Genomic DNA, 19229 nt, shown 5'->3' with positions numbered 1-19229 from the left:
CGTGCCGGAGGGCGACAGCGTCTGGCGCGTCGCTCGCCGCCTCGACGACCGGCTGAGCGGGCGCCGTTTCGTCCGCAGCGACTTCCGCGTGCCGCAGCACGCGACGGCGGAGCTCGCCGGGCGTCGGGTGCTGTCGACGGTGAGCCGGGGCAAGCACCTGCTCACGCGGCTCGACGGCGACGTCACGCTCCACACCCACCTGCGCATGGACGGCGAGTGGTCCGTCGTGCGCGCGGGGAAGGTGCTGCCGCGGCGGCTGCAGCCCGACGTGCGCGTGGTCCTCGCGACGGACGGGCCGACCGCGTACGCGCTGCGGATGCCCGTCGTCGAGCTGGTGCGGACCACGCGGGAGGCCGACGTCGTCGGTCACCTCGGCCCCGACCTGCTGGGACCGGACTGGGACCCGGCGGAGGCCGTCCGGCGGCTCGCGGCCGACCCCGCGCGCCCGCTGGCGGCGGCGCTGCTGGACCAGCGCAACCTCGCCGGGCTCGGCAACCTGTGGGTCAACGAGCTGTGCTTCCTGCGGGGACGCTCGCCGTGGACCCCGGTCGGTGAGGTGGACCTGCCGCCGCTGGTGGACCTGGCCGCGCGCCTGCTGCGCTTCTCGGTCTCCGGGGCGGGCACCGGGCAGCGCACGGCGCAGGTGACGACGGGCGACCCCCGGCCCGGGCACGACCACTGGGTGTCGGGCCGCGCGGGGCGGCCGTGCCTGCGCTGCGGGACGACCGTGCGGGTCGTCGCCGAGGTTCCGGGCGACGCCGAGCGACGGCGCACGTGGTGGTGCCCGCGCTGCCAGCCCGGCCCCGCACCCGAGGCGGGCCGGACCGGCGGGGCGGGCCTCAGACGGTGACGGCCGGCGTCGTGCCGGTGGCCCGGGCCATCGCGGCGAGCACGCCCGCGCCGGGCTCCAGCTTCGGCGGGAGGGCGACGGGCGCGTCGTCGACCTCGACGTGCCACACGCGTCCCGCCCGGAACCGCCGCTCCCGCCGCTGCGTCGGCACGTCGAGGGCGAGCAGGTCCTCGTCGGCGGCGGGCGCGGCGACGGCGAGGTCGTCGTCGTCCCGCCCGGCACCCCGCACCTCGGTGGTGACGACGCGCACGAGCTGGGCGCGGGCGGTCAGGACGACGGTGGTCACGGTCTCCGACACGGTCCGGGGCGCGCCCGCCGTGCCGTCGGCGGGGTCGGCGAGCCACAGCTCCTGCCGCCACGAGCGCCGGTGCAGCACCCACCCGCGCACGCCGGCCGGCAGCCCCGGCACGCGGACGGACGGCACGAGCGCGGCGCGGACGGCGTAGCGGGCGCCGAGACCGACCGCGAACCGCCACCCGGGCGTGGGTGCGGCTGCGACCGCTCCGCGCCGCACCCGGGTCCCGCTCGCGAGCGGCCTCGTGAGGAGGTCGGTGGCGCCCTCGGGCACCGTCCCGCCGGCCACCGTCTCGTCGACCACGGTCCCGCCGGCCACCGTCCCGTCGACCACGGCCCCGCCGGCCACCGTCTCGCGGACCACCGTCATGCCGTCCCCCTCCGCGTCCACCGCCGGCGCGTGCGGCCGGCGACCGGAGCCATCGTGACCGGCGGACGCGGCAGGCGTCCCCTCCGACGGCGGTTGTTCACGTACTCGTCACGGGACCGACACGCGACCGTCCCCGGGCGGCCCCGGGCCGCTCAGCCGGCCGTGTCCCGGGGCGGCAGCAGCGCCCGGACGTCGTCGTCGTCGAGCTGGTCGAAACGCTCGTACCAGAGGCTCACGGCCCGCAGGTCGCCCGGCAGCAGGGGGCACACCACGTGGTCGGCGAGGCGCGCGAGCTCCTCGGTGACGTCGGGCGGGCCGACCGGCACGGCGAGCACGAGCAGCCGCGGGCCCGTCGAGCGCAGCAGCCGCAGCGCCGCGTGCGCGGTCGCCCCCGTCGCCAGCCCGTCGTCGACGAGCACGACGTCCGCCCCCGTCGTCGGCGGCAGCGGGCGCTCCCCGCGGTAGGCGCGGGCGCGCCTGGCCACCTCCTCGCGGGCCCCGGCCACCGCGGCCGCGACGACGCGCTCGCCGAGCCCGTGCGCCGCCGGCGTCAGGACGGGCTCCGCGCGGCCCTCGGCCACCGCCCCGACCGCGACCTCCGGGTGACCCGGCAGGGTCACCTTTCGGGCGACGACGACGTCGAGGGAGGTCCCGAGCGCCGCGGCGACCGGACGCGCGACGGGCAGCCCGCCGCGGGGCAGCGCGAGGACCACGGGGCGCGCGAGACCGAGGTGCGCCACGGCAGGCGCGATCCGCTCCCCCGCGTCGTCACGGTCGCGGTACCTCACGCCGGCCACCTCCCCGCCCGAGTGTCCCGCCGCGCCGGCAGCGGCACCAGGCCCGGCGGGGACTGTGCACCCAGGTCCATCCCGCGTCGGTGACGCGTCGCCTAGCGTGCGGCGGCACGTGACCGCGAGGACGACGGGAGCCCATGCACGTGACAGTCCGCCCCGGCGCCCAGCAGGCCGACGGCACCGCCCCGGAGCGGTCCCGGCGCCGGCTCGCGCCGCCCGTCGACACCGTGCCGGCCGCGGTCGCCGGCGTGGTGCCCGTCGCGGCGGGCGGGCAGGTGCCCGGCTCCGCCGCCTGACCCCTGGTCGCCACCGCCCCGCGGCTGCATCATCAGCCCATCGACGCCACCCGACCCGACCCGCGACGCGCCGGCAACCCGTCGTGGCCGCGTCGTCCGCTGCAGGCCGCGGTGCTGCTGCTCGCCGGTGTGGGGGTGCTCGCCGCCGGTCTCGCCGTGGCCGTCGGCGCCGCGGGTGCCCCCGAGGCGGCGCTGCCGCTCCTCGCCTTCGCGGTGGTGGGGGCGTCCACGCTCGGGCTCGGCTGCCTCGCGTGGCTGCGGCGCCCGTACAACGGCTCGGGGCTGCTGCTGTGCGTGACGGGGGTGCTCAGCGTCCTGGCGGTCGCCGGCAACGCCGAGGACCCGCTGCTGCGCGCCGTCGGCTTCGTGGCGGGCCAGGCCCCGATCGCGGCCCTCGCGCACGTCCTGCTCGCCTTCCCCTCCGGGCGGCTGCGTGGCCGCCTCGCCACCGCCCTGGTCGCGGGCCTGTACCTCCTCACCGTCGGCGGGGACGCGGTACGGCTGCTCGACGCCGGGCGGCTGGGCCTGCCCCCCGGGCAGGACGGCGCGGTGGGGGACGGCGTCCGGACGGTGCAGGCGGTGCTCGGCGGCACGCTGCTGAGCGTCGCGGTCGTCGTGCTGCTCGTGCGGGTCCTCCGCCCGTCGAGGTCCCCGCGGCCCCGCCGCGACCGCTGGGGCCTCGGTGTGGTCCGGGTCTGGGGTGCGGTCGCGCTCGCGTTCTTCCCCCTGTCCGCCAACCTGCTCAACCGCCTGCTCGGCTGGTCCGAGCTCGACATCTTCGTCGCGCAGGTCGTGCTGCTGCTGTCGACACCGGCCGTCCTGACGGTCGCCCTGCTGCGCTCGGGCTTCGCCCGGATGGGACGGGTGGACGAGCTCGGCATCGCCCTCGGCGGCCCGGCGGGCCGCTCGGCGGGGCTCGGGGCGGCCGTCGCCGAGGCCGTCGGGGACCCCTCGCTGCGCCTGACTGTCGTGCCCGGGCCCGCCGTCCCGGGTGACCGGCCGACCCCGCGGGCGTCGGAGGCGGAGCCCGACCGCGGCCGCGTGCTCGTGCAGGGCCGCCACGGCGCCGTCGCCGAGATCGACTACGACGCCGTGCTGCTGCCCGACCCCGGCCCGGTCGAGGCGGCCGGCGCGGTCGTCGCGCTCGCGCTGGAGCGCGAGCAGCTGACCGCCGACCTCATCGCGAGCAACCGGCGCGTCGTCGCGAGCCGGGCCCGCGTCGTCGAGCTCGCCGACGCGGAGCGACGTCGCCTCGCCGCCGACCTGCACGACGTCCTGCAGGCCCGGCTCGTCCTCGTCGCGATGCGGGCGGGTCGGCTGGCCGCAGAGCTGGACGCGACCCGGGACGGGGACGCCACGACCTCCGCGGCCGAGGCGGGCCTCACCAGCCTGCGCGCCGAGGTCGACGACGCCATCACCGAGCTGCGCCGACTCGTGCACGGCGTCATGCCCGCGGTCCTCATGGACGCCGGTCTCGTGCCCGCGGTCAGGGAGCTGCTCGACCGGGTGCCCGTGGCCGTCGAGGCCGTGTTCCGCTCACCGGACCGGCCGGCGCTGCCGCGCGCCGTCGCGAGCACGGCGTACTTCGTCCTCGCCGAGGCGGTGACGAACGCCGTCAAGCACGCGCACGCGACCCGGCTGCTCGTGCGCGTGGAGCGGACCGGGGACGTCCTCGTCGTCGAGCTCGCCGACGACGGCGTGGGCGGGGCGCGTCTGCCCTCGGCGGCGACGGAGCCGTCCCACGAGGACGGTCGCCGGCCCGGCATCGGCCTGCGGGGCCTCGTGGACCGGGTCGAGGCGCTGGCCGGGCACGTCGTGCTCGACAGCCCGTCCGGCGGCGGGACCCGGCTGAGGGTGGAGCTGCCGTGCGGGTCGTGATCGTGGAGGACGAGACCCTGCTCCTGCAGGGCCTCGTCGCGGTGGTGCAGGGCGGCGGGATGACCGTGGTCGCGACCGCGACCGACGCGGTGACCGGCGAGGCCGCGGTCCGCTCGCACCGCCCGGACCTGCTCCTCACCGACATCCGGCTGCCGCCCGGCCGCGGCACGGACGGCCTCGACGCGGTCCTGCGGCTGCGGCGCGACCGCCCCGCGCTGCCGGTCATGGTCCTCTCGCAGTACGTGACCCGTGGCTACGCCCACGACCTGCTCGCGGGCCGCGCCCCCGCGGGCACCGGCTACCAGCTCAAGCAGCGCGTCGGTGACCCCGCCACGTTCGTGACGGCCCTGCGGACCGTCGCGGCCGGCGGCATCGCCCTGGACCCCGAGGTCGTGCAGCTCATGGCCGAGCGCGCCCGCGCGGGCGACGACGGCCTGCACCGCCTGACGCCGCGGCAGCGCGAGGTGCTCGCCCTGCTCGCCACCGGCCGGTCGAACAGCGGGATCGCCCAGCGGCTCGGGGTGGGCGAGCGGGCCGTGGTCGCGCACACGTCCCGCATCTACGACGAGCTGGGCATCGCCGCGGACGACGCCGACCACCGCCGGGTCCTCGCCGTCCTGCGCTACCTCGGCGAGACCGGGGCCGACGGACCTGCTCACGACTCCCCCGGACGGACCAGCCCGCTCTCGTAGGCGACGCCGACCGCCTGCACGCGGTCCCTCAGGCCCAGCTTGGCGAGCAGCCGGGACACGTGGGTCTTCACGGTCGCCTCCCCCAGGTACAGCTCGGCCGCGACCTCCGCGTTGGACAGGCCGCGGGCGACGAGCCGGAGCACGTCCTTCTCGCGCTCGGTGAGCGAGGCGACGAGGTCCGCGCGCGTGCGGGCGGGCGCCGCGGCGCCGAAGGCCCGGATGACCCGCGGGGTCAGCGTCGGGTCCAGGAGGCCACCGCCGGCGGCGACGGCGCGGACGGCCGCCACCAGCTGCTCCGGCGGGGCCACCTTGAGCAGGAAGCCGCTCACGCCCCCGCGCAGCGCCTCGGCGAGGTACTCGTCCTCGTCGAACGTCGTGAGCACGACCACGCGCGGCGGGTCGGGCAGGGCGAGCAGGCGGCGCGAGGCCTCGAGCCCGTCGACCCGCGGCATGCGGATGTCGACGAGGACGACGTCCGGCGAGGTGCGGGTCACCACGTCGACGGCCTCCGCGCCGTCACCCGCCTCGCCGACCACCTCGACGTCCGGCTCGGCGGTGAGGACCATGCGCAGCCCCACCCGCACCATCGCCTCGTCGTCGACGAGGACGACCCGGATGCTCACGCGCTCACCGGTGCCGCGGCACGGGGAAGCGGGCCTCGACGCGGAAGCCGTCGGCGGTCGGGGCCGCGGTGAGGGTCCCGCCGTAGGCGGCGACGCGCTCGCGCATGCCGACCAGGCCGTGCCCGCCCACCGACGCGGCTGCCTGCCCGTCGCCCGGGCCCGCGGCCCGGTCCGGCCGTGCCGGGCTGCCGTGGTCGGTGACCAGGACCGTGACGGCGTCCGCACGCCGGCGCAGCACGACCTCACAGCGGCTGCCGGGCGCGTGGCGCAGCGCGTTCGTCAGGCACTCCTGCAGGACCCGGTAGGCCGACACGTCGAGCCCGGGCGGCAGCTCGACCGGCTCGCCGTCGTGCGTGAGGCGCACGTCCAGGCCGGCGGCCCTGACCTGCCGGACCAGGTCCTCGGCGTGCCCGAGCGACGGGGTCGGCGCCGTGCCCGCTTCGCCGGCCGCGTCCTGGCGGAGGATCCCGACGAGGGCGCGGAGGTCGTCGACCGACCGGCGGCCGAGCTCCTCCAGCCCCAGCATGACCTCGCGCTCCTGCGGGCGGTCCCGCAGCACGTCGTCCAGCTGGCGGCGCAGGCCGCCCACCTGCAGGGTCATGACGCTGACGGAGTGCGCGACCGCGTCGTGCACGTCGCGCGCGATGCGGGTGCGCTCGGCGGCCACCGCCGCACGGGCGCTCACCTCCCGCTCGGCGTCCAGGGCCGCGGCGAGGCGCGCGAGCTCACGCGCCCGGCTCTGCGCCCGGTGCACGAGCACCCCGAGCCACCACGACGGCAGGAGCATGGCGGCCAGGAAGACCGAGTCCCACGACCCGCCGCCGGCGAAGGCGCCCGCCACCGCGAAGCCGACGAGCACCACCCCGAGGGCGACGGCGGACCGGCGGAGCGGGTCCGCCCACCCCGCCCAGGCCAGGCCCACCACCACGGCGACGAACGAGGCGCCCGCGAGCCCGGGCAGACCCGCGAGCAGGCCGACGGGGAAGGACAGGGCGAGCACGACGGCGCCGGCCGAGGCCCACCGCACGGCCACGAGGTAGCCGACGCCGAGGAGTGCGGCGACGACGCCCACCCCGAGGGGGTGCTCCCGGTACGTCGGGTCGAGCCGACCCTCGACGACGGCGAGGACGGGCGCGAGGACGGCCCCGGCCAGCGGCAGCAGGCGCGCGTCGCGCCACGGGTGCCGCTCGCGTCGCCCGGGACGGCCGTGCACGGGGGCGGGTCGCAGCATGCGGTCACGGTAGGGCGGGGGCAGGTCCGCCGGCGTCCGCCGTGCGGCGGACCCGCGGGACGGCGCGGGTCCGCCGCGAGGCGGAGCCGCGCAGGTCCCCCTCGGCGGACGCGCGGCGAGCCGCGCCCTTCCTAGCGTCCTCCTCGTCGCCGACCGGCGGCACGCGGCAGGAGCCGCGCAGACGAAGGAGAGCCACCGTGACCACCCCCACCACCCGCCGCGACACCGACCGAGCCGCCGCTGCCCCCGTTCCCGCGCCCGCCGCCCCGGTCGACGCGGACCCCGGCGAGCCGGCTCGCAGCGCCCCGCCGCGGGCCATGCGCCTCGCGGGCGCCTCGGCGCTGGTCGCCGGGCCGCTGCTGTTCGTCGCCGGCATGGTCACCTCGCCCGACATGGCCGGTGAGGGCGCGGCCGACTACGTGACCTCCCTGGCCCGTGACGAGGTCCTCACGCAGGTCTCGGCCCTGTTCCTGCACTACGGCAACCTGCTCATGGGCCTGGGCTTCCTCGCCGCCCCGCTGCTGGTCCGCGGCCGCCGGGGCCGGGGCCTCACCGTGCTCGGGGCGCTGGTGTCGGCCGTCGCCTTCCTCAACCAGGCCGGGGCGCTGCTGTCCGACTGGTGGATCATGGAGCTGGGCCGCACCCTCGACCTCGCGCAGGCCGCAGCCCTCTCGGAGTCCGCGCTCGCGCACCCCCTGCTGCAGGTGTGGTTCGGCACGGAGGTCCTGTGCGCCGTCGGTCCGGTCCTGCTGCTGGCGGGCCTGGCCCGTGCGGGTGTCCTGCACTGGGTGACCGTGCCGTGGCTCGTGCTCGGCGTCGTCGGCGGGTTCGCCCTCGGTGGCACCCAGCCGCTGCTGCTCGCCGGGCTCCTGCTCGTCGCCCTGGCGCCCTTCGCGCTCATCGGGGTGCGGCTGTTCCAGCGGGTCCGGGCGGGCGTCGCCTGAGGTCCGCGTCCACCTACGGCCGCCTGCGTCCGGTCGCCCGCCCCCGCACCGGGAGGCGGGCGGCCGGGCGCACTGGCACGGTCGTGGGATGACAGCGACACGAACCGGCGCCGCGGGGGCCCTGCTCGCCGTCCTCGTCCTGCTCACCGCCTGCAGCGGGGAGGCGGGCGAGGACCCGACCGAGGCACCGACCGGCAACGTGTTCCCCGAGGGGACCATCGACCCGGCGGCCTCGCCCACGGCCGACTTCCCCTGAGGGGTCAGGCGACCTCGCCGCGCACGAGCCGGCGCTGCGCGGCGAGCACCGCGACGGCGGCGAGGAGCAACGGTCCCGCCCACGCCCAGCCCAGCCCGACGCCCTGGGACGGCACGGGCGTGCCGCCGAGGTGGGCGAGCAGCGAGGAGCTGTACGTGCTGACGGCCAGACGCGCCGGCAGCGCGGCGAAGGCGGCGACGACGCCCTCCCACACGAGGACGTAGACGAGACCGAGGACGAGCGCTCGGCGCACCGCGAGGCCGAGGAACGCGAACAGCCCGGCGTACCCGACGCACGCCATGAGCGCCGCGTAGCCGGCGGCGACGACCACGCCCCAGCCGGCACCCGCGGAGGCGGCGAGCACGACCGCGGCGACGACGGCGAGCGGGGCCGAGCGGACGAGCACCGCGAGAGTCGCCGCCACGGCCAGACGCCACCGCGCGACCGGCCGCAGCCACAGGTAGACGAGCGTGCCGTCGTCGCGCAGGTCGCCGACGACCCCGGCGGCCTGCACGAGGCTGAGCAGCGGCGCGTACAGCGTGAGCACGAGCGTGGCGACGAGGGTCGCGACCTGCTCGTCCGCCACGCCCACGCCCGCGTCCGCCCGCAGCCGGACCACGAGGCCGACCGCGCCGAGGGCGAGCGCCGTCGCCACCGACAGCACGAGCCGGAGCCGGCCCTGTGCCGCGCGGGTCATGGTGGTGGTGAGCAGCCACAGGGACGGCTGCCGCACGCCGGGCGCGCCCGCCCGCGTGCTCGTCGCCGCGCTCACCGGGTCACCAGGTAGCGGAAGACGCTGTCGAGGTCGTCGTCGAGCGGCCTGACCTCGTGCAGCCGCGCCCCGACCGCGACCGCGGCGGGCGCGAGCCGGCGCCGCAGCGCGGGGGCACCGAGCGTGTCGACGACCACCGCTCCCCCGGGGCCGGGGTCGTCGGGTGGCGGCTCGGAGACCGCGACCGCGACGACGCCCGGCAGGCCGACGAGGGCGGCGGCCAGCGCGCGCGGGCGGTCCGTCCCGACCCGCACCTTGAGCGGACGGTCGTCGAGCAGCTCGCGCAGGCCGCGCGACGTGCCGGCGGCGACGGCTCGCCCCTGCGCCATGACGAGCACGCGGTCGCTGATGCGGTCGAGCTCGCCGAGCACGTGGCTCGACACGAGCACCGTGCGGCCCTCCCGCCCGAGGTCCGCGACGAGGTCGAGCACGGCGAGCCGCTGGCGCGGGTCGAGGCCCTCGACGGGCTCGTCGAGCACGAGGAGGGAGGGGCGGTGGACGATGGCCTGGGCGAGCTTCGCCCGCTGGCGCTCCCCGCCGGAGCGCTGCCGCAGCGGACGCGGGTCGGCGGGGTCGAGACCGACGCGCTGCAGCGCCTGCTCGGTGGCGGTGTCGGGGTCGGCCACGCCGTTCAGCCGCGCGGCGGTCGCGACGAAGCGGGTGGGGCTGTCGGAGTCGAACAGCGCCTCCTGCTGCGGCGCGATACCGACGTGCCGGTACACGTCCGGGTGCCGGCGCGGGTCGCGGCCGAACAGGCGGACGGTGCCTCGGGAGGGCCAGGTCAACCCGCACACGAGGCGCAGCAGCGTGGACTTCCCGGCGCCGTTCGGTCCGAGCAGGGCGGTCACGCCCGGGCGGAGCGTGAGGCTCACCTCGGACACGGCGACCACGGAGCCGTACCAGCGGCTCACCTGGTCCAGCTCGGCGACGGGGTCGCCCTGCGGGTCGTGCGGGTCGAGCGCTGCGTGCCCCGTGCCCGCGTCGGCGGTGCGGTGGGCGCCGAGGTCCGGCTGGGTGGTGGTCCGGGTGCTCATCGGGAGACCTTCGTGGTGGCGTAGGAGGTGACGACGACGGTCGTGGGGACCGCCACCCAGGCGAGCCAGGCCGCGCCGACCTGCCACAGCGGGACCGTCGACAGGGCGCTGTCGGCACCGAGCAGGCGCGCCGGGGCCTCGAAGGCGACGGCGACGACGTCCACGAGCTGCACGACCGGCCACGACCCGGTCCCGACGAGGACGGCGCTGACGGCTCCGCCGACGAGGAGCAGCACGGCGATGACAGCCGTCGCGACGACGCGTCGGGAGGTGAGGCTGGAGGCCGCGGCCCCGACGGCCGCCACGGGCAGCGCGAGCAGCGGTGTCGCGAGCAGGATCCGCCACAGCACGTCGAGGAGCTCCGCGACGGGCGGCACGGCGTCACCGGTCCCGGCGAGCCCGAGCAGGAGCAGCAGCGGCGGCCCGAGCGCGACGAGGGCGAGCAGGACGACGAGGGCCACGGCCTTGGCGAGCAGGTACGTCCACCGGGTGAGCGGCGTCGCGAGGTAGCGCCCGAGCATGCCCGTGCGCTTGTCGGTGCAGAACAGCTCCGGCACGACGAGGGCGGCGAAGGCGACGACAGCCGTCGTGATGAGCTGGTAGTAGTCGCGCACCGACTCCACGAGCGTCTGCTGCAGCACGTCACCCGCGATGACCGCCACGCCGACGAGGGCGAGCGCGGGCAGGTACGCGACGAGCAGGACCAGGCCGATCGGCACCTTGCCGCCGAGCGGTCGGCCGACCCCGAGACCGCGACCCACCGAGTAGCGGACGAGGCTGGCGACGGCGCCCGCGACGCCGGCGCGCGGGCCGTCGTAGGGGCGGTAGCCGGTGTCGAGCAGGCGCGAGGTCTCCTGCGGTGCGCTGGCGGGTGCGGCGCTCACGCGGCACCCCCCGTCGCGGCGAGGTAGGTGTCGACGAGGCCGTGGTGGGGCTCGGTGAGGCGGTGCACGTCGGCGTCCGCCTCGGCCAGCGCGCGCGTGAGGTGGTGCTCGTCGTCGGGTCGGGGCAGCGTCACCCGCAGGTGGGCGAGCCCGTCGCCGGTGGCGGTGGCGACGACGTCGAGACCGGCGGCCGCGAGTGCGGACACCACGCGCGTCCCCGAGGTCTCGTCGACGACGAGCAGACGCTGCTCGGATCGGCTGCCGGTGCCCCGGAGCCGTGCGCCGCTCGCGCGGCCGTCGGTGAGGATCACGACCGCGTCGCACACCTGCTCCACCTCGGCCAGCAGGTGGGAGCTGAGCAGCACGTGCATGCCGAGCTCGGTGCCGAGGCGCCGCACGAGCGCGAGCAGGTCGTCGCGCTGCACGGGGTCGAGGCCGTTGGTCGGCTCGTCGAGCACGAGCAGGCGCGGGTCGTGGGCCAGCGCGCACGCGAGCTTCACCCGCTGCTTCTGTCCCGTCGACATGGTGCCCACGCGCCGGGTCCGCTCCTCACCGAGCCCGACGAGCCACAGCGCGTCGCTCGAGCGCTGCCGCGCCGCGCTTCGCGGCAGGCCCTGCACCTCCGCGAGGTGGCTCACGAGGGCGACCGCGGGCACGTCCGGGGGCAGCACCTCCAGCTGGGGGGAGTACCCGACGAGCGGCCGCAGCCGGGACCCCTGCGTCGTCGGGTCGAGCCCCAGCACCTCGACCTCGCCCGAGGTGGGGCGCTGCAGACCGAGGAGCAGCCCGATGAGCGTCGTCTTGCCCGCACCGTTCGGGCCGAGCAGCCCGGTCACGCCGGGGCCGACGGAGATGTCGGCGCCGTCGAGCACGCGCCGGGCACCGAGGTGCAGGTGCAGGTCGCGGGTGCGGACGACGGCGGCGCCCCCGCCGTCGGGTGGGGCGACGGCGCGCGGCCCGTCGGCGGTCGTGGTCACGCTCCGACCGTGCCAGCCGGGCGCGCCGGCGGTAAGGGGGGTAGCCGCAGGGGCGGACGGGGGCACGCCCGCGGGGCCGTCCCGCACGGCGCCGTGGCCAGCCGCGTGCGACGCTCGGGGCGTGCTGAACCCGGCCCGGCTCCCCGAGCGCGCTCGGGAGCGCTTCCGCGCCCGGGTCTCCGGGGACCCGGGTGGCGCGCCGCAGTGGGTGCGCGACATCGCGACGGTCGGCGACGGGCCCGGCTGGTTCGACCCCGACGGCGTCGTGTGGCGGGTCCACGGCGACCTCGCGACCCTCGTCGGCGGGGTGACGGCGCTGCTCGGGCAGGCAGCGCACCCGCTCGCGCTGGCCGGGGTCCAGCAGCACTCCGACTACCGCCAGGACCCGTGGAAGCGGCTCGCCGGTACCGCGCGCTGGCTCGTCGTCACGACGTTCGGCTCCGAGCGGCTCGCCTCGCGGGAGGCCGCCCGCGTCCGCGGCATGCACCGGCGGGTGCGTGGCGACGACGACGCGGGCCGCGCGTACTCCGCGTCCGACCCGGACCTGCTGCGCTGGGTGCACCTCGCCTTCACCGACGCCTTCCTGGCCGCGCACGAGGCCGTCGGGGAGGACCTGCGCGCGCGCTTCGGCCCGCGCTGGCCGGATGAGTACGTCCGCGAGTGGCGGCGCAGCGCCGAGGCGCTGGGGGCGACCGACCTGCCTGCCTCCTGCGACGAGCTCGACGAGGCGATCCGCGGCTACGGGCCGGTGCTCGCGCCCGTGCCCGACGACCTGCGGGCGTTCCTCACCGCCCCACCGGGGCTCAGCCTGCCCGAGCAGGCCTTCTACGCCGGGCTGTCGGGGGCGGCGGGCCTCCTCGTCTCGCCGCGGCTCGCGGCGTGCGCCGGGGTACCCGGGCGGTCCCGCCGCGACGTGGTCGCGCGGGCGCGGCTGCGCGCGACGGGCGTGCAGCTCGGGGCGCTGCGGCTCGCGCTCGGCGAGCGGAGCCCGTCGGAGCAGGCGGCGCGGTGGCGGCTCGGCACCGGTCCGCGCCCCGCGTGGGCCGACGCCGCCTGAGGCTGCACCCAGGTCCATTCCCCGGCGGTGACGACGGCGCGAGGGTGGTGCTGACCGCCCTCTCACCGTGGAGCCCACCGTGCGCCGACCCGCCCTCGCCACCGCCGTCCTCGCCGCGTGCACCCTGCTCGTGGCCGCCCTGGCCGGACCGGCCGCCGCCTCGCCTGCGCCCGGGTCCGCCCCGACCGGCGGCTCGGCGCTCCGCGTCGGCACGTGGGACACGGCCCTGCGGCCGTGGATGACCGACCGCGTCCCGGTCGTCGTGGACGAGGTCGCCGGGACCGACCTCGACGTCCTCGCCCTGCAGGGCGTGTGGAGCGCCGACGGGGCCGCCGCGATCACGGCCGACCCCCGTGTCGCCGCCCGGTACCCGTACTCCTACTACGCGCCGGCGGGGCCGACGGGCTTCGCCTTCTGCTCGCTCGACGTACCGAGGTCGGAGCTCGAGGACTTCATCACCGGACTCATCCTCTCCGGCACCGACCCGCGGCAGGCGTTGCAGCCCGCCACCGGCGCGGTCGACCCGTTCATCAGCCTGCTCGCGCTCGGCCTCGTGTTCCGGAACCAGCAGCCGTGCGTAGCAGCCGTCCTCACTGCTCTGCAGACCATCCCGGACGACCGGAGCCCGTACGACGCGATCGACGTCGCGTACTACCAGGGCACTCAGGCGCTCGCGCACGGCGGCAGTCCCGGCCTGCTGCTGCTGAGCGCACGACCCATCGAGGACGTCGAGACGGTCCACCACGACTCCTACCTCGAGGGCTCCGCGACCGTCTACGCCACGGTGGCCGGCACCCGCCTCGCTGCGGTCGGCTGGCCGTTCAACCGGTGGGAGGACGTGGACCCGAGTCTTGCCTACCTGGAGACCGGCGCGCGGCAGGAGTCCCTCGTCCCCGGCCTGCTCGCCGCGGACGTCGACATCGTCCTCGGCCGCCTCAACTCCGGCCCCGGGTACCAGCCGGCCGCCTACGACGCCCTGCTCGCGGGTGGTCTCGTGCCGCTCGCCGACGGCGCGACCCGCTGCCCCGCGGCCACGCACGCCGGCTACCGGCTCTGCGTCGGCGACGCGCTCCTGCCCCAGCGCGACGACGTGGCGACCGACAACGTCCTCGTGTCCCCGGCGCTCGCCCCGCTGTGCGCGGAGGCCACCCGCTTCGCCACCGACCCGGTCTCCGACCGCGTGGGCCTCGCTGCCACGTGCGGCTGGTCGGTCGACGGCTTCCGCTCCCCCGTCGACATGGGCGGCGTCCTCAACCGCGTGAAGGGCGGCTCCTCGGTCCCGCTGAAGTTCGCCGTGGAGACCCCGTCCGGGCCGCTCACCGACGTCGCCGCCCTCGGCGCCACCCTCACGACGACCCGCGTGACGTGCACCAGCGGAGCGCCCACCGACGACCTCGAGCAGACCGTGACCGGTCGGACCGCGCTCACCTACGACCCCGTCGAGAAGCAGTTCGTGCAGGTGTGGGCCACCCCGAAGGCGCCCGGCACCTGCCACCGCGTCTCGCTTCGGACCGCGGACGGGACCGTCACCAGCGCGCTGTTCCTCCTGCGCTGACGCCGACCTCAGGCGCGTCGGTGCCCCGTCACGGGGCGTCGACGCGCTGCGGCCCGACCACGGACACGAGCCACGTGCCGCCCATCCCGGCCTCGAGGACGGCGCACGGCAGGGTGTCGTCGACCGACACCTCGACCTGCGGGTTCCACGCCGGGTCGAGCTCGGCCGTCACCAGCTCCGCCACCTCGGGGGCGCTGCGGCAGACGCCGTCGGTGACCAGCGAGCGGAACAGCGCGAGGTCCTCCCGGACCGTGAGCGCGTTCGCCACGGACTCCTCGACCCACGCGGCCTCGCCCTGCTCGAACTCCGTGCCGTCGGACGCGGACGCCCGGTACCCCTCGGTGTAGTACGTGCGCAGCTCGTCCTCGGAGAGGGCGTCGAGGTCCTCCCGCTTGAACGCCCACTCCGCCTCCGCGCCCCGCACGACGACCTCCCGGTCGTCGCCCTCGGGCACGAGCGCCCAGGCGCACGTGTTGTCGCCGTCGGCCGTCTCCCGGCCGTCGTTGTCGTCCCAGCGCACGGTCCACCCGACGAGGCCGAGCCGCTCGAGGTCCGCGACGACCCGGGTCTCCGCCTCCTCGGCGGAGAAGCAGGACGACTCCAGCCCGTCGACCCAGTCGTCGAGCGCCGCCTCGAGCCGAGCCGGTCGGGGGTCGAAGGCGACCTCGACCGAGACCGGAGCGGCGGCGTACCCGCTGCCGTCCCAGTCCGCCGGGGCGACGTAGACCTGCACGGAGCGGCCGAGGTCGCCCATGAAGACGGTGAGGTCGTCGGGTGCCGTCCCGTCCGGCCACTCGGACGCGCAGGTCGCAACCGGGTCCGCGACCGTCGTCCGGCGGTCGCGCACGTCGGCGTCCGCGGCGGAGCCGAGCACGCACGAGACCCGCAGCACGTCGGGCTGGAGGAACTGCGTCACCGACACGGCCGCCCCGGTGCCGAGCCCCAGGACACCCACCACGACCACCCCCGCCACGACGGGCCGGGGCAGGCCGCGCCACCGGCGCGCACCGAGGAGGCCGCGTCGCCCGGACCGGTCGGCCCCGGCGACGAGCGCCGCACGCGTGCCCGCCGCGCGGGCGGGGTCCATCCGGGACTTGAGCGTGGTGCTCATGCGGTCTCCTCGGCGGTGACGGTCGAGCGGAGCAGTGCGGTGACGGGGTCGTGCGTCCTCTCAGGGGCCGGGCCGGGCGGCCCCCCGTCGTCGAGGGCGTGGCGCAGCCGGGCGCGGGCGCGGGACAGCCGCGACTTGACGGTGCCGACCGGCACGGCGAGCGCCACGGCGGCAGCGGCGGTGTCGAGCTGCTGCCAGACGCACAGCAGCAGCACCTCCTGGTCGCGTCGACCGAGCCGGGAGAGCGCGGACCGAAGCCGACGGAGCTCGGCCTCGTCGTCGATGCGGGCGGCGACCCCGTCCGCGTGGTCGGCGTGGCTGGCGGCCGCTTCCGCGGTGACGGGCACGCCCGTGGCGCCGTGCTGCTCGGTCGCGATGCGGCTCAGCAGCCGGCGGTGCCGCAGCGTCGTCCGGGTGCGCCGCTGCACCGTCCGGCGGGCCACGCCGTACAGCCACGGCAGGACGCTGTCGTGGACGAGCTCGACGTCCGCGCGACGGCGCCAGGCCTCGAGGAAGACGACCGACACGAGGTCGTCCGCCGCGTCGAGCGACCCGCACCGCCGCGCGCAGTAGGCGCGAACCGGCTCGCGGTGGCGGTCGAACAGCACCCCGAACGCCTCGCCGTCCCCCTCGCCGGCCCGTCGCCACAGCTCCCGGTCGCTCACGTGCTCCGTCCCGCCCACACCCCCTCATGCCCGGCTGCGCCCCCGCGGTTCCACCTCGGTCTGCGGCCGCTCACGCGGACGTCCGCCCCGCCGGGGCGGTCCGGCGTCGGCGGAGGAGGGGACGCAGCCCGGCCCGGGCGGCCGCCGAGGGCTGCCACGGGCGGAAGGCGCACATCGTGAGGACCACCACGGCTCCGAACGGCACGAGCACGAGGAGCTGCCACCACGGCGAGAGGCCGGCGTCCCTCAGCCGGCGCGCCGTCACCGCGACCGTCGGCACCAGCAGGGGCAGCAGCGCCAGCTGCCAGGCGCCCACCGGCTCCCCGAGCACGGCGACGTCCGGCAGCCCGGCGAGAGCCGCGCGCACGACGAGAGCCAGTGCGGCGAGGACCGCGAGCCACCACCAGTACTCGGCGAGCGACGCGCGCCCCGAGAAGCGCGCGTAGCGGCGCAGCACCGACCCCGTCGCCCCCACCGGTTCCATCCGTCGCACCTCCCGCTCGGGGTCATCGTGCCGGACGGGTCCGCCGCCGCACCGGAGTTCGTCCGGTCCGGCGCAGGCGCCACCGGAACGGGTGCGCGGCCGCGGCGTCCGCCGCGCCCGTAGGGTCGGCGGATGGGCAGCGAGCCGGCACCGCGACGGGCACGCTTCGAGGAGCTCGACTGGGTCGACACCCCGATGGGCGAGCTCAGCCTGCGCCGTCGCCGGGAGCCGACGACGGGCCTCGACGTGTACGAGGTGAAGCTCGGCGAGGAGTGGCTGATGTCGAGCCTGTTCACCGCGTCGGAGGAGGCGCTCGCCCGGATCGGTCTCGAGGCGGTGCGCCCGGCCCGCGGTGACGGTGGGCTGCACGTTGTGGTCGGCGGGCTCGGGCTCGGCTACACCGCCCGGACGGCGCTGCTCGACGACGGCGTCGCCGAGCTGGTCGTCGTCGAGGTCCTGCCCCCGGTGATCGCGTGGCACGAGCGGGGGCTGCTGCCCGGCGCCGCCGCCCTCGTCGAGGACCCGCGCACGGTGCTGCGCACCGGCGACTTCTTCGCCATGGCGCGCGGCGACGGCTTCGACCCCGCGGTACCCGGTCGCCGGTGGGACGCCGTCCTGCTCGACGTCGACCACTCCCCCGACCACGTGCTCCACGGCTCGCACGCCGACCTCTACACCGCCGACGGCCTCACCCGGTTCTCGCGGCTGCTCTCACCCGGCGGGGTGTTCGGGCTGTGGTCGGACGACCCGCCGGACGAGGCGTTCGCCGACCGCCTCCGCGCCGTGTTCGCCGACGTCCGGGCCCACGTCGTCGACTTCGCCAACCCGCTGACGGGTGGGCGCTCGGCGTGCACGGTGTACGTCGCGACCGCGGCAGGCTGAGCCCCCGGCCGCCGGGCCTCGCTCAGTGGCTCGACAGCTGCCCGGCGAGCCGGTCGTGCATCGAGGCGCTCGCCGGGTTCAGCCCGGTGATGGTGACCCGCTTGCCGCGGCGCGCGTACTTCGTCGTCACCGCGTCGAGCGCGGCCACCGACGAGGCGTCCCACACGTGCGCGGCGCTGAGGTCGACGACGACGTCGGCGGGGTCGCCGGCGTAGTCGAACTGGTGGACCAGGTCGTTGCTCGAGGCGAAAAACAGCTCGCCGTGCACGGAGTAGACGACCTGGGTGCCGTCGGGGTCGGTGACGGCCATGACCTCGACGAGGTGGGCGACGCGTCGCGCGAAGAGCACCATGGCCGCGAGGACACCCGCGAGCACGCCGTAGGCGAGGTTGTGGGTCGTGACGACGACCGCGACGGTCGTGAGCATGACCGCGGTCTCGCTCTTCGGCATGCGCCGCAGGGTGGCCGGCGCGACCGAGTGCCAGTCGAAGGTCGAGATGCTGACGAGGACCATCACCGCGACGAGCGCCGCCATGGGGATGAGCCCGACGAGGTCGCCGAGGGCGACGACGAGCACGAGCAGGAAGACGCCGGCGAGGAAGGTCGACAGCCGGGTGCGGGCGCCGGAGCGCACGTTGATCATCGTCTGGCCGATCATGGCGCAGCCGCCCATGCCGCCGAAGAAGCCGGTCACGATGTTCGCGACGCCCTGGCCCCACGACTCGCGGGTCTTGTCCGACCCGGTGTCGGTGAGGTCGTCGACGAGCTTGGCGGTGAGCAGCGACTCGATGAGCCCCACGAGCGCGACACCGAGCGCGTAGGGCGCGATGAGCTGCAGCGTCCCCAGCGTGAACGGCACGGCCGGGACGCCGAGCACCGGGAGCGTCGAGGGCAGCTCCCCCATGTCGCCGACCGTCGGGACCCGGATCGCCGCCGTGACCGTGAGGACGGTCAGCAGGACGATCGCGACGAGCGGGGCCGGGACGGCCGTGGTGAGCCGCGGCAGACCGAAGATGACGACGAGGCCGGCGCCGACCAGCGGGTACACGAGCCACGGCACCCCGACCAGGTGGGGGACCTGCGCGAGGAAGATGAGGATCGCGAGGCTGTTGACGAAGCCGACCATGACGCTGCGCGGGATGAAGCGCATGAGCCGGGCCACGCCGAGCGCTCCCAGCACGACCTGGAGCACCCCACCGAGGATGACGGCGGCGATGAGGTACTCCGCGCCGTGCTCGGCCGACAGCGGCGCGAGGACGAGGGCGATCGCGCCGGTCGCGGCGGAGATCATGGCCTTGCGCCCGCCGACCACGGCGATGGTGACGGCCATCGTGAACGACGCGAAGAGGCCGAGCCGGGGGTCCACGCCCGCGATGATCGAGAACGAGATCGCCTCGGGGATGAGCGCGAGGGCGACGACGAGCCCGGCGAGCACCTCGGTACGCAGCACGCGCGGCGCGAGCCAGTCCGGCCGGCGCAGCCGCGGCAGACCCCGCAGCGGCCGGGGTGCGGGGACGCGCGCGGACAGGGGCCCCGTGGGCTCGGTCATGCAGCTCTTCTCGTTCCGGGCGCCGGTGACG

The 19229-nt window shown here is 77.0% G+C and carries 20 protein-coding genes and 1 pseudogene; 9 read left to right on the top strand and 12 right to left on the bottom strand.

Annotated features, from left to right (window positions below; translation table 11 throughout):
- Position 1: 1 nt before the first annotated feature.
- Positions 2 to 850, top strand: a complete 849-nt coding sequence (locus WAA21_RS12520) for a DNA-formamidopyrimidine glycosylase family protein (RefSeq protein WP_336923149.1) — start codon at positions 2 to 4, stop codon at positions 848 to 850.
- On the opposite strand, the gene WAA21_RS12515 is transcribed toward WAA21_RS12520, so the two are convergent.
- Both WAA21_RS12515 and WAA21_RS12510 read right to left on the bottom strand, forming a co-directional pair.
- Positions 840 to 1535, bottom strand: coding sequence for a hypothetical protein (locus WAA21_RS12515; RefSeq protein ID WP_336923148.1), 696 nt, complete (start codon positions 1533 to 1535; stop codon positions 840 to 842). The two genes, WAA21_RS12520 and WAA21_RS12515, sit on opposite strands and share 11 nt — an antisense overlap.
- Positions 1536 to 1666: 131 nt before the next feature.
- Positions 1667 to 2302: a phosphoribosyltransferase gene (locus WAA21_RS12510; RefSeq protein WP_336923147.1), complete on the bottom strand. Its 636-nt coding sequence runs from the start codon at positions 2300 to 2302 to the stop codon at positions 1667 to 1669.
- 143 nt (positions 2303 to 2445) lie between these two features.
- Between WAA21_RS12510 and WAA21_RS12505 the strand changes: the two genes are divergently transcribed.
- The 3 genes from WAA21_RS12505 (at position 2446) to WAA21_RS12495 (ending at position 5174) form a co-directional block, all read left to right on the top strand.
- A complete protein-coding gene (locus WAA21_RS12505) occupies positions 2446 to 2604 on the top strand; it encodes a hypothetical protein (RefSeq protein WP_336923146.1) in 159 nt (52 codons plus the stop codon).
- Positions 2605 to 2715: 111 nt separating this feature from the next.
- On the top strand, positions 2716 to 4482 hold the full coding sequence (locus WAA21_RS12500) for a sensor histidine kinase (protein ID WP_336923145.1): 1767 nt from the start codon (positions 2716 to 2718) through the stop codon (positions 4480 to 4482).
- Positions 4479 to 5174: a response regulator transcription factor gene (locus WAA21_RS12495; protein ID WP_336923144.1), complete on the top strand. Its 696-nt coding sequence runs from the start codon at positions 4479 to 4481 to the stop codon at positions 5172 to 5174. The genes WAA21_RS12500 and WAA21_RS12495 overlap by 4 nt, the downstream gene beginning before the upstream one ends.
- Here WAA21_RS12495 and WAA21_RS12490 read toward each other — a convergent pair.
- Positions 5138 to 5791, bottom strand: coding sequence for a response regulator (locus WAA21_RS12490; RefSeq protein ID WP_442893281.1), 654 nt, complete (start codon positions 5789 to 5791; stop codon positions 5138 to 5140). The genes WAA21_RS12495 and WAA21_RS12490 overlap by 37 nt on opposite strands.
- Positions 5792 to 5801: 10 nt before the next feature.
- The gene (locus WAA21_RS12485) at positions 5802 to 7028 is read right to left on the bottom strand and encodes a sensor histidine kinase (RefSeq protein ID WP_336923142.1); all 1227 of its coding nucleotides are present in this window, start codon (positions 7026 to 7028) and stop codon (positions 5802 to 5804) included.
- A gap of 197 nt (positions 7029 to 7225) precedes the next feature.
- On the opposite strand from WAA21_RS12485, the gene WAA21_RS12480 reads away from it, so the two are divergent.
- Both WAA21_RS12480 and WAA21_RS12475 read left to right on the top strand, forming a co-directional pair.
- Entirely contained in the window at positions 7226 to 7972 is a 747-nt protein-coding gene (locus WAA21_RS12480; RefSeq protein ID WP_336923141.1) for a hypothetical protein, read from the top strand.
- A gap of 88 nt (positions 7973 to 8060) precedes the next feature.
- Positions 8061 to 8228 (top strand): hypothetical protein, encoded by a 168-nt coding sequence (locus tag WAA21_RS12475; protein ID WP_336923140.1) that lies wholly within the window; start codon positions 8061 to 8063, stop codon positions 8226 to 8228.
- A 4-nt stretch (positions 8229 to 8232) separates the two neighbouring features.
- On the opposite strand, the gene WAA21_RS12470 is transcribed toward WAA21_RS12475, so the two are convergent.
- The 4 genes and pseudogenes from WAA21_RS12470 to WAA21_RS12455 form a co-directional block, all read right to left on the bottom strand.
- On the bottom strand, positions 8233 to 9000 hold the full coding sequence (locus WAA21_RS12470; protein WP_336923139.1) for a hypothetical protein: 768 nt from the start codon (positions 8998 to 9000) through the stop codon (positions 8233 to 8235).
- Positions 8997 to 9869, bottom strand: a pseudogene (locus WAA21_RS12465) (ABC transporter ATP-binding protein); the annotation flags it as partial. The pseudogene WAA21_RS12465 and the gene WAA21_RS12470, both read right to left, overlap by 4 nt.
- A gap of 161 nt (positions 9870 to 10030) precedes the next feature.
- Positions 10031 to 10918 (bottom strand): ABC transporter permease, encoded by an 888-nt coding sequence (locus WAA21_RS12460; RefSeq protein ID WP_336923137.1) that lies wholly within the window; start codon positions 10916 to 10918, stop codon positions 10031 to 10033.
- A complete protein-coding gene (locus tag WAA21_RS12455; RefSeq protein ID WP_336923136.1) occupies positions 10915 to 11895 on the bottom strand; it encodes an ABC transporter ATP-binding protein in 981 nt (326 codons plus the stop codon). Before WAA21_RS12455 ends, WAA21_RS12460 begins: the two co-directional genes overlap by 4 nt.
- 121 nt (positions 11896 to 12016) lie before the next feature.
- Between WAA21_RS12455 and WAA21_RS12450 the strand changes: the two genes are divergently transcribed.
- Together WAA21_RS12450 and WAA21_RS12445 are read left to right on the top strand one after the other, a co-directional pair.
- Positions 12017 to 12952 (top strand): oxygenase MpaB family protein, encoded by a 936-nt coding sequence (locus WAA21_RS12450; protein ID WP_336923135.1) that lies wholly within the window; start codon positions 12017 to 12019, stop codon positions 12950 to 12952.
- 79 nt (positions 12953 to 13031) lie between these two features.
- Positions 13032 to 14507 carry a PxKF domain-containing protein gene (locus WAA21_RS12445; RefSeq protein ID WP_336923134.1) on the top strand — a complete coding sequence of 492 codons (1476 nt, stop codon included), beginning with the start codon at positions 13032 to 13034 and terminating at the stop codon, positions 14505 to 14507.
- Positions 14508 to 14535: 28 nt separating this feature from the next.
- On the opposite strand, the gene WAA21_RS12440 is transcribed toward WAA21_RS12445, so the two are convergent.
- The 3 genes from WAA21_RS12440 to WAA21_RS12430 are packed head-to-tail and all read right to left on the bottom strand — an operon-like array spanning position 14536 to position 16767.
- On the bottom strand, positions 14536 to 15618 hold the full coding sequence (locus WAA21_RS12440) for a hypothetical protein (RefSeq protein WP_336923133.1): 1083 nt from the start codon (positions 15616 to 15618) through the stop codon (positions 14536 to 14538).
- Complete coding sequence (locus WAA21_RS12435) at positions 15615 to 16301, bottom strand: RNA polymerase sigma factor (RefSeq protein ID WP_336923132.1); 687 nt, start codon at positions 16299 to 16301, stop codon at positions 15615 to 15617. Before WAA21_RS12435 ends, WAA21_RS12440 begins: the two co-directional genes overlap by 4 nt.
- Positions 16302 to 16353: 52 nt before the next feature.
- A complete protein-coding gene (locus WAA21_RS12430; RefSeq protein WP_336923131.1) occupies positions 16354 to 16767 on the bottom strand; it encodes a DUF805 domain-containing protein in 414 nt (137 codons plus the stop codon).
- A gap of 132 nt (positions 16768 to 16899) precedes the next feature.
- Between WAA21_RS12430 and WAA21_RS12425 the strand changes: the two genes are divergently transcribed.
- Positions 16900 to 17649 (top strand): spermidine synthase, encoded by a 750-nt coding sequence (locus tag WAA21_RS12425; RefSeq protein WP_336923130.1) that lies wholly within the window; start codon positions 16900 to 16902, stop codon positions 17647 to 17649.
- 22 nt (positions 17650 to 17671) lie between these two features.
- Here WAA21_RS12425 and WAA21_RS12420 read toward each other — a convergent pair whose 3' ends face one another.
- A complete protein-coding gene (locus WAA21_RS12420; RefSeq protein WP_336923129.1) occupies positions 17672 to 19198 on the bottom strand; it encodes a SulP family inorganic anion transporter in 1527 nt (508 codons plus the stop codon).
- Positions 19199 to 19229 lie beyond the last annotated feature (31 nt).

It is taken from the genome of Aquipuribacter sp. SD81, assembly GCF_037153975.1.
Taxonomy (GTDB): Bacteria; Actinomycetota; Actinomycetes; order Actinomycetales; family JBBAYJ01; genus Aquipuribacter.
The sequence above is the reverse complement of the archived record's forward strand: the minus strand, read 5'-3'. Positions and strand labels throughout refer to the sequence as shown.

Excerpts from the sequence above, each read along its gene's own strand:
- WAA21_RS12475 (WP_336923140.1), top strand. The coding sequence starts at position 8,061 with ATGACAGCGACACGAACCGGCGCCGCGGGGGCCCTGCTCGCCGTCCTC.
- WAA21_RS12430 (WP_336923131.1), bottom strand. The coding sequence starts at position 16,767 with ATGGAACCGGTGGGGGCGACGGGGTCGGTGCTGCGCCGCTACGCGCGC.
- WAA21_RS12440 (WP_336923133.1), bottom strand. The coding sequence starts at position 15,618 with ATGAGCACCACGCTCAAGTCCCGGATGGACCCCGCCCGCGCGGCGGGC.
- WAA21_RS12420 (WP_336923129.1), bottom strand. The coding sequence starts at position 19,198 with ATGACCGAGCCCACGGGGCCCCTGTCCGCGCGCGTCCCCGCACCCCGG.
- WAA21_RS12485 (WP_336923142.1), bottom strand. The coding sequence starts at position 7,028 with ATGCTGCGACCCGCCCCCGTGCACGGCCGTCCCGGGCGACGCGAGCGG.
- WAA21_RS12425 (WP_336923130.1), top strand. The coding sequence starts at position 16,900 with ATGGGCAGCGAGCCGGCACCGCGACGGGCACGCTTCGAGGAGCTCGAC.
- WAA21_RS12505 (WP_336923146.1), top strand. The coding sequence starts at position 2,446 with ATGCACGTGACAGTCCGCCCCGGCGCCCAGCAGGCCGACGGCACCGCC.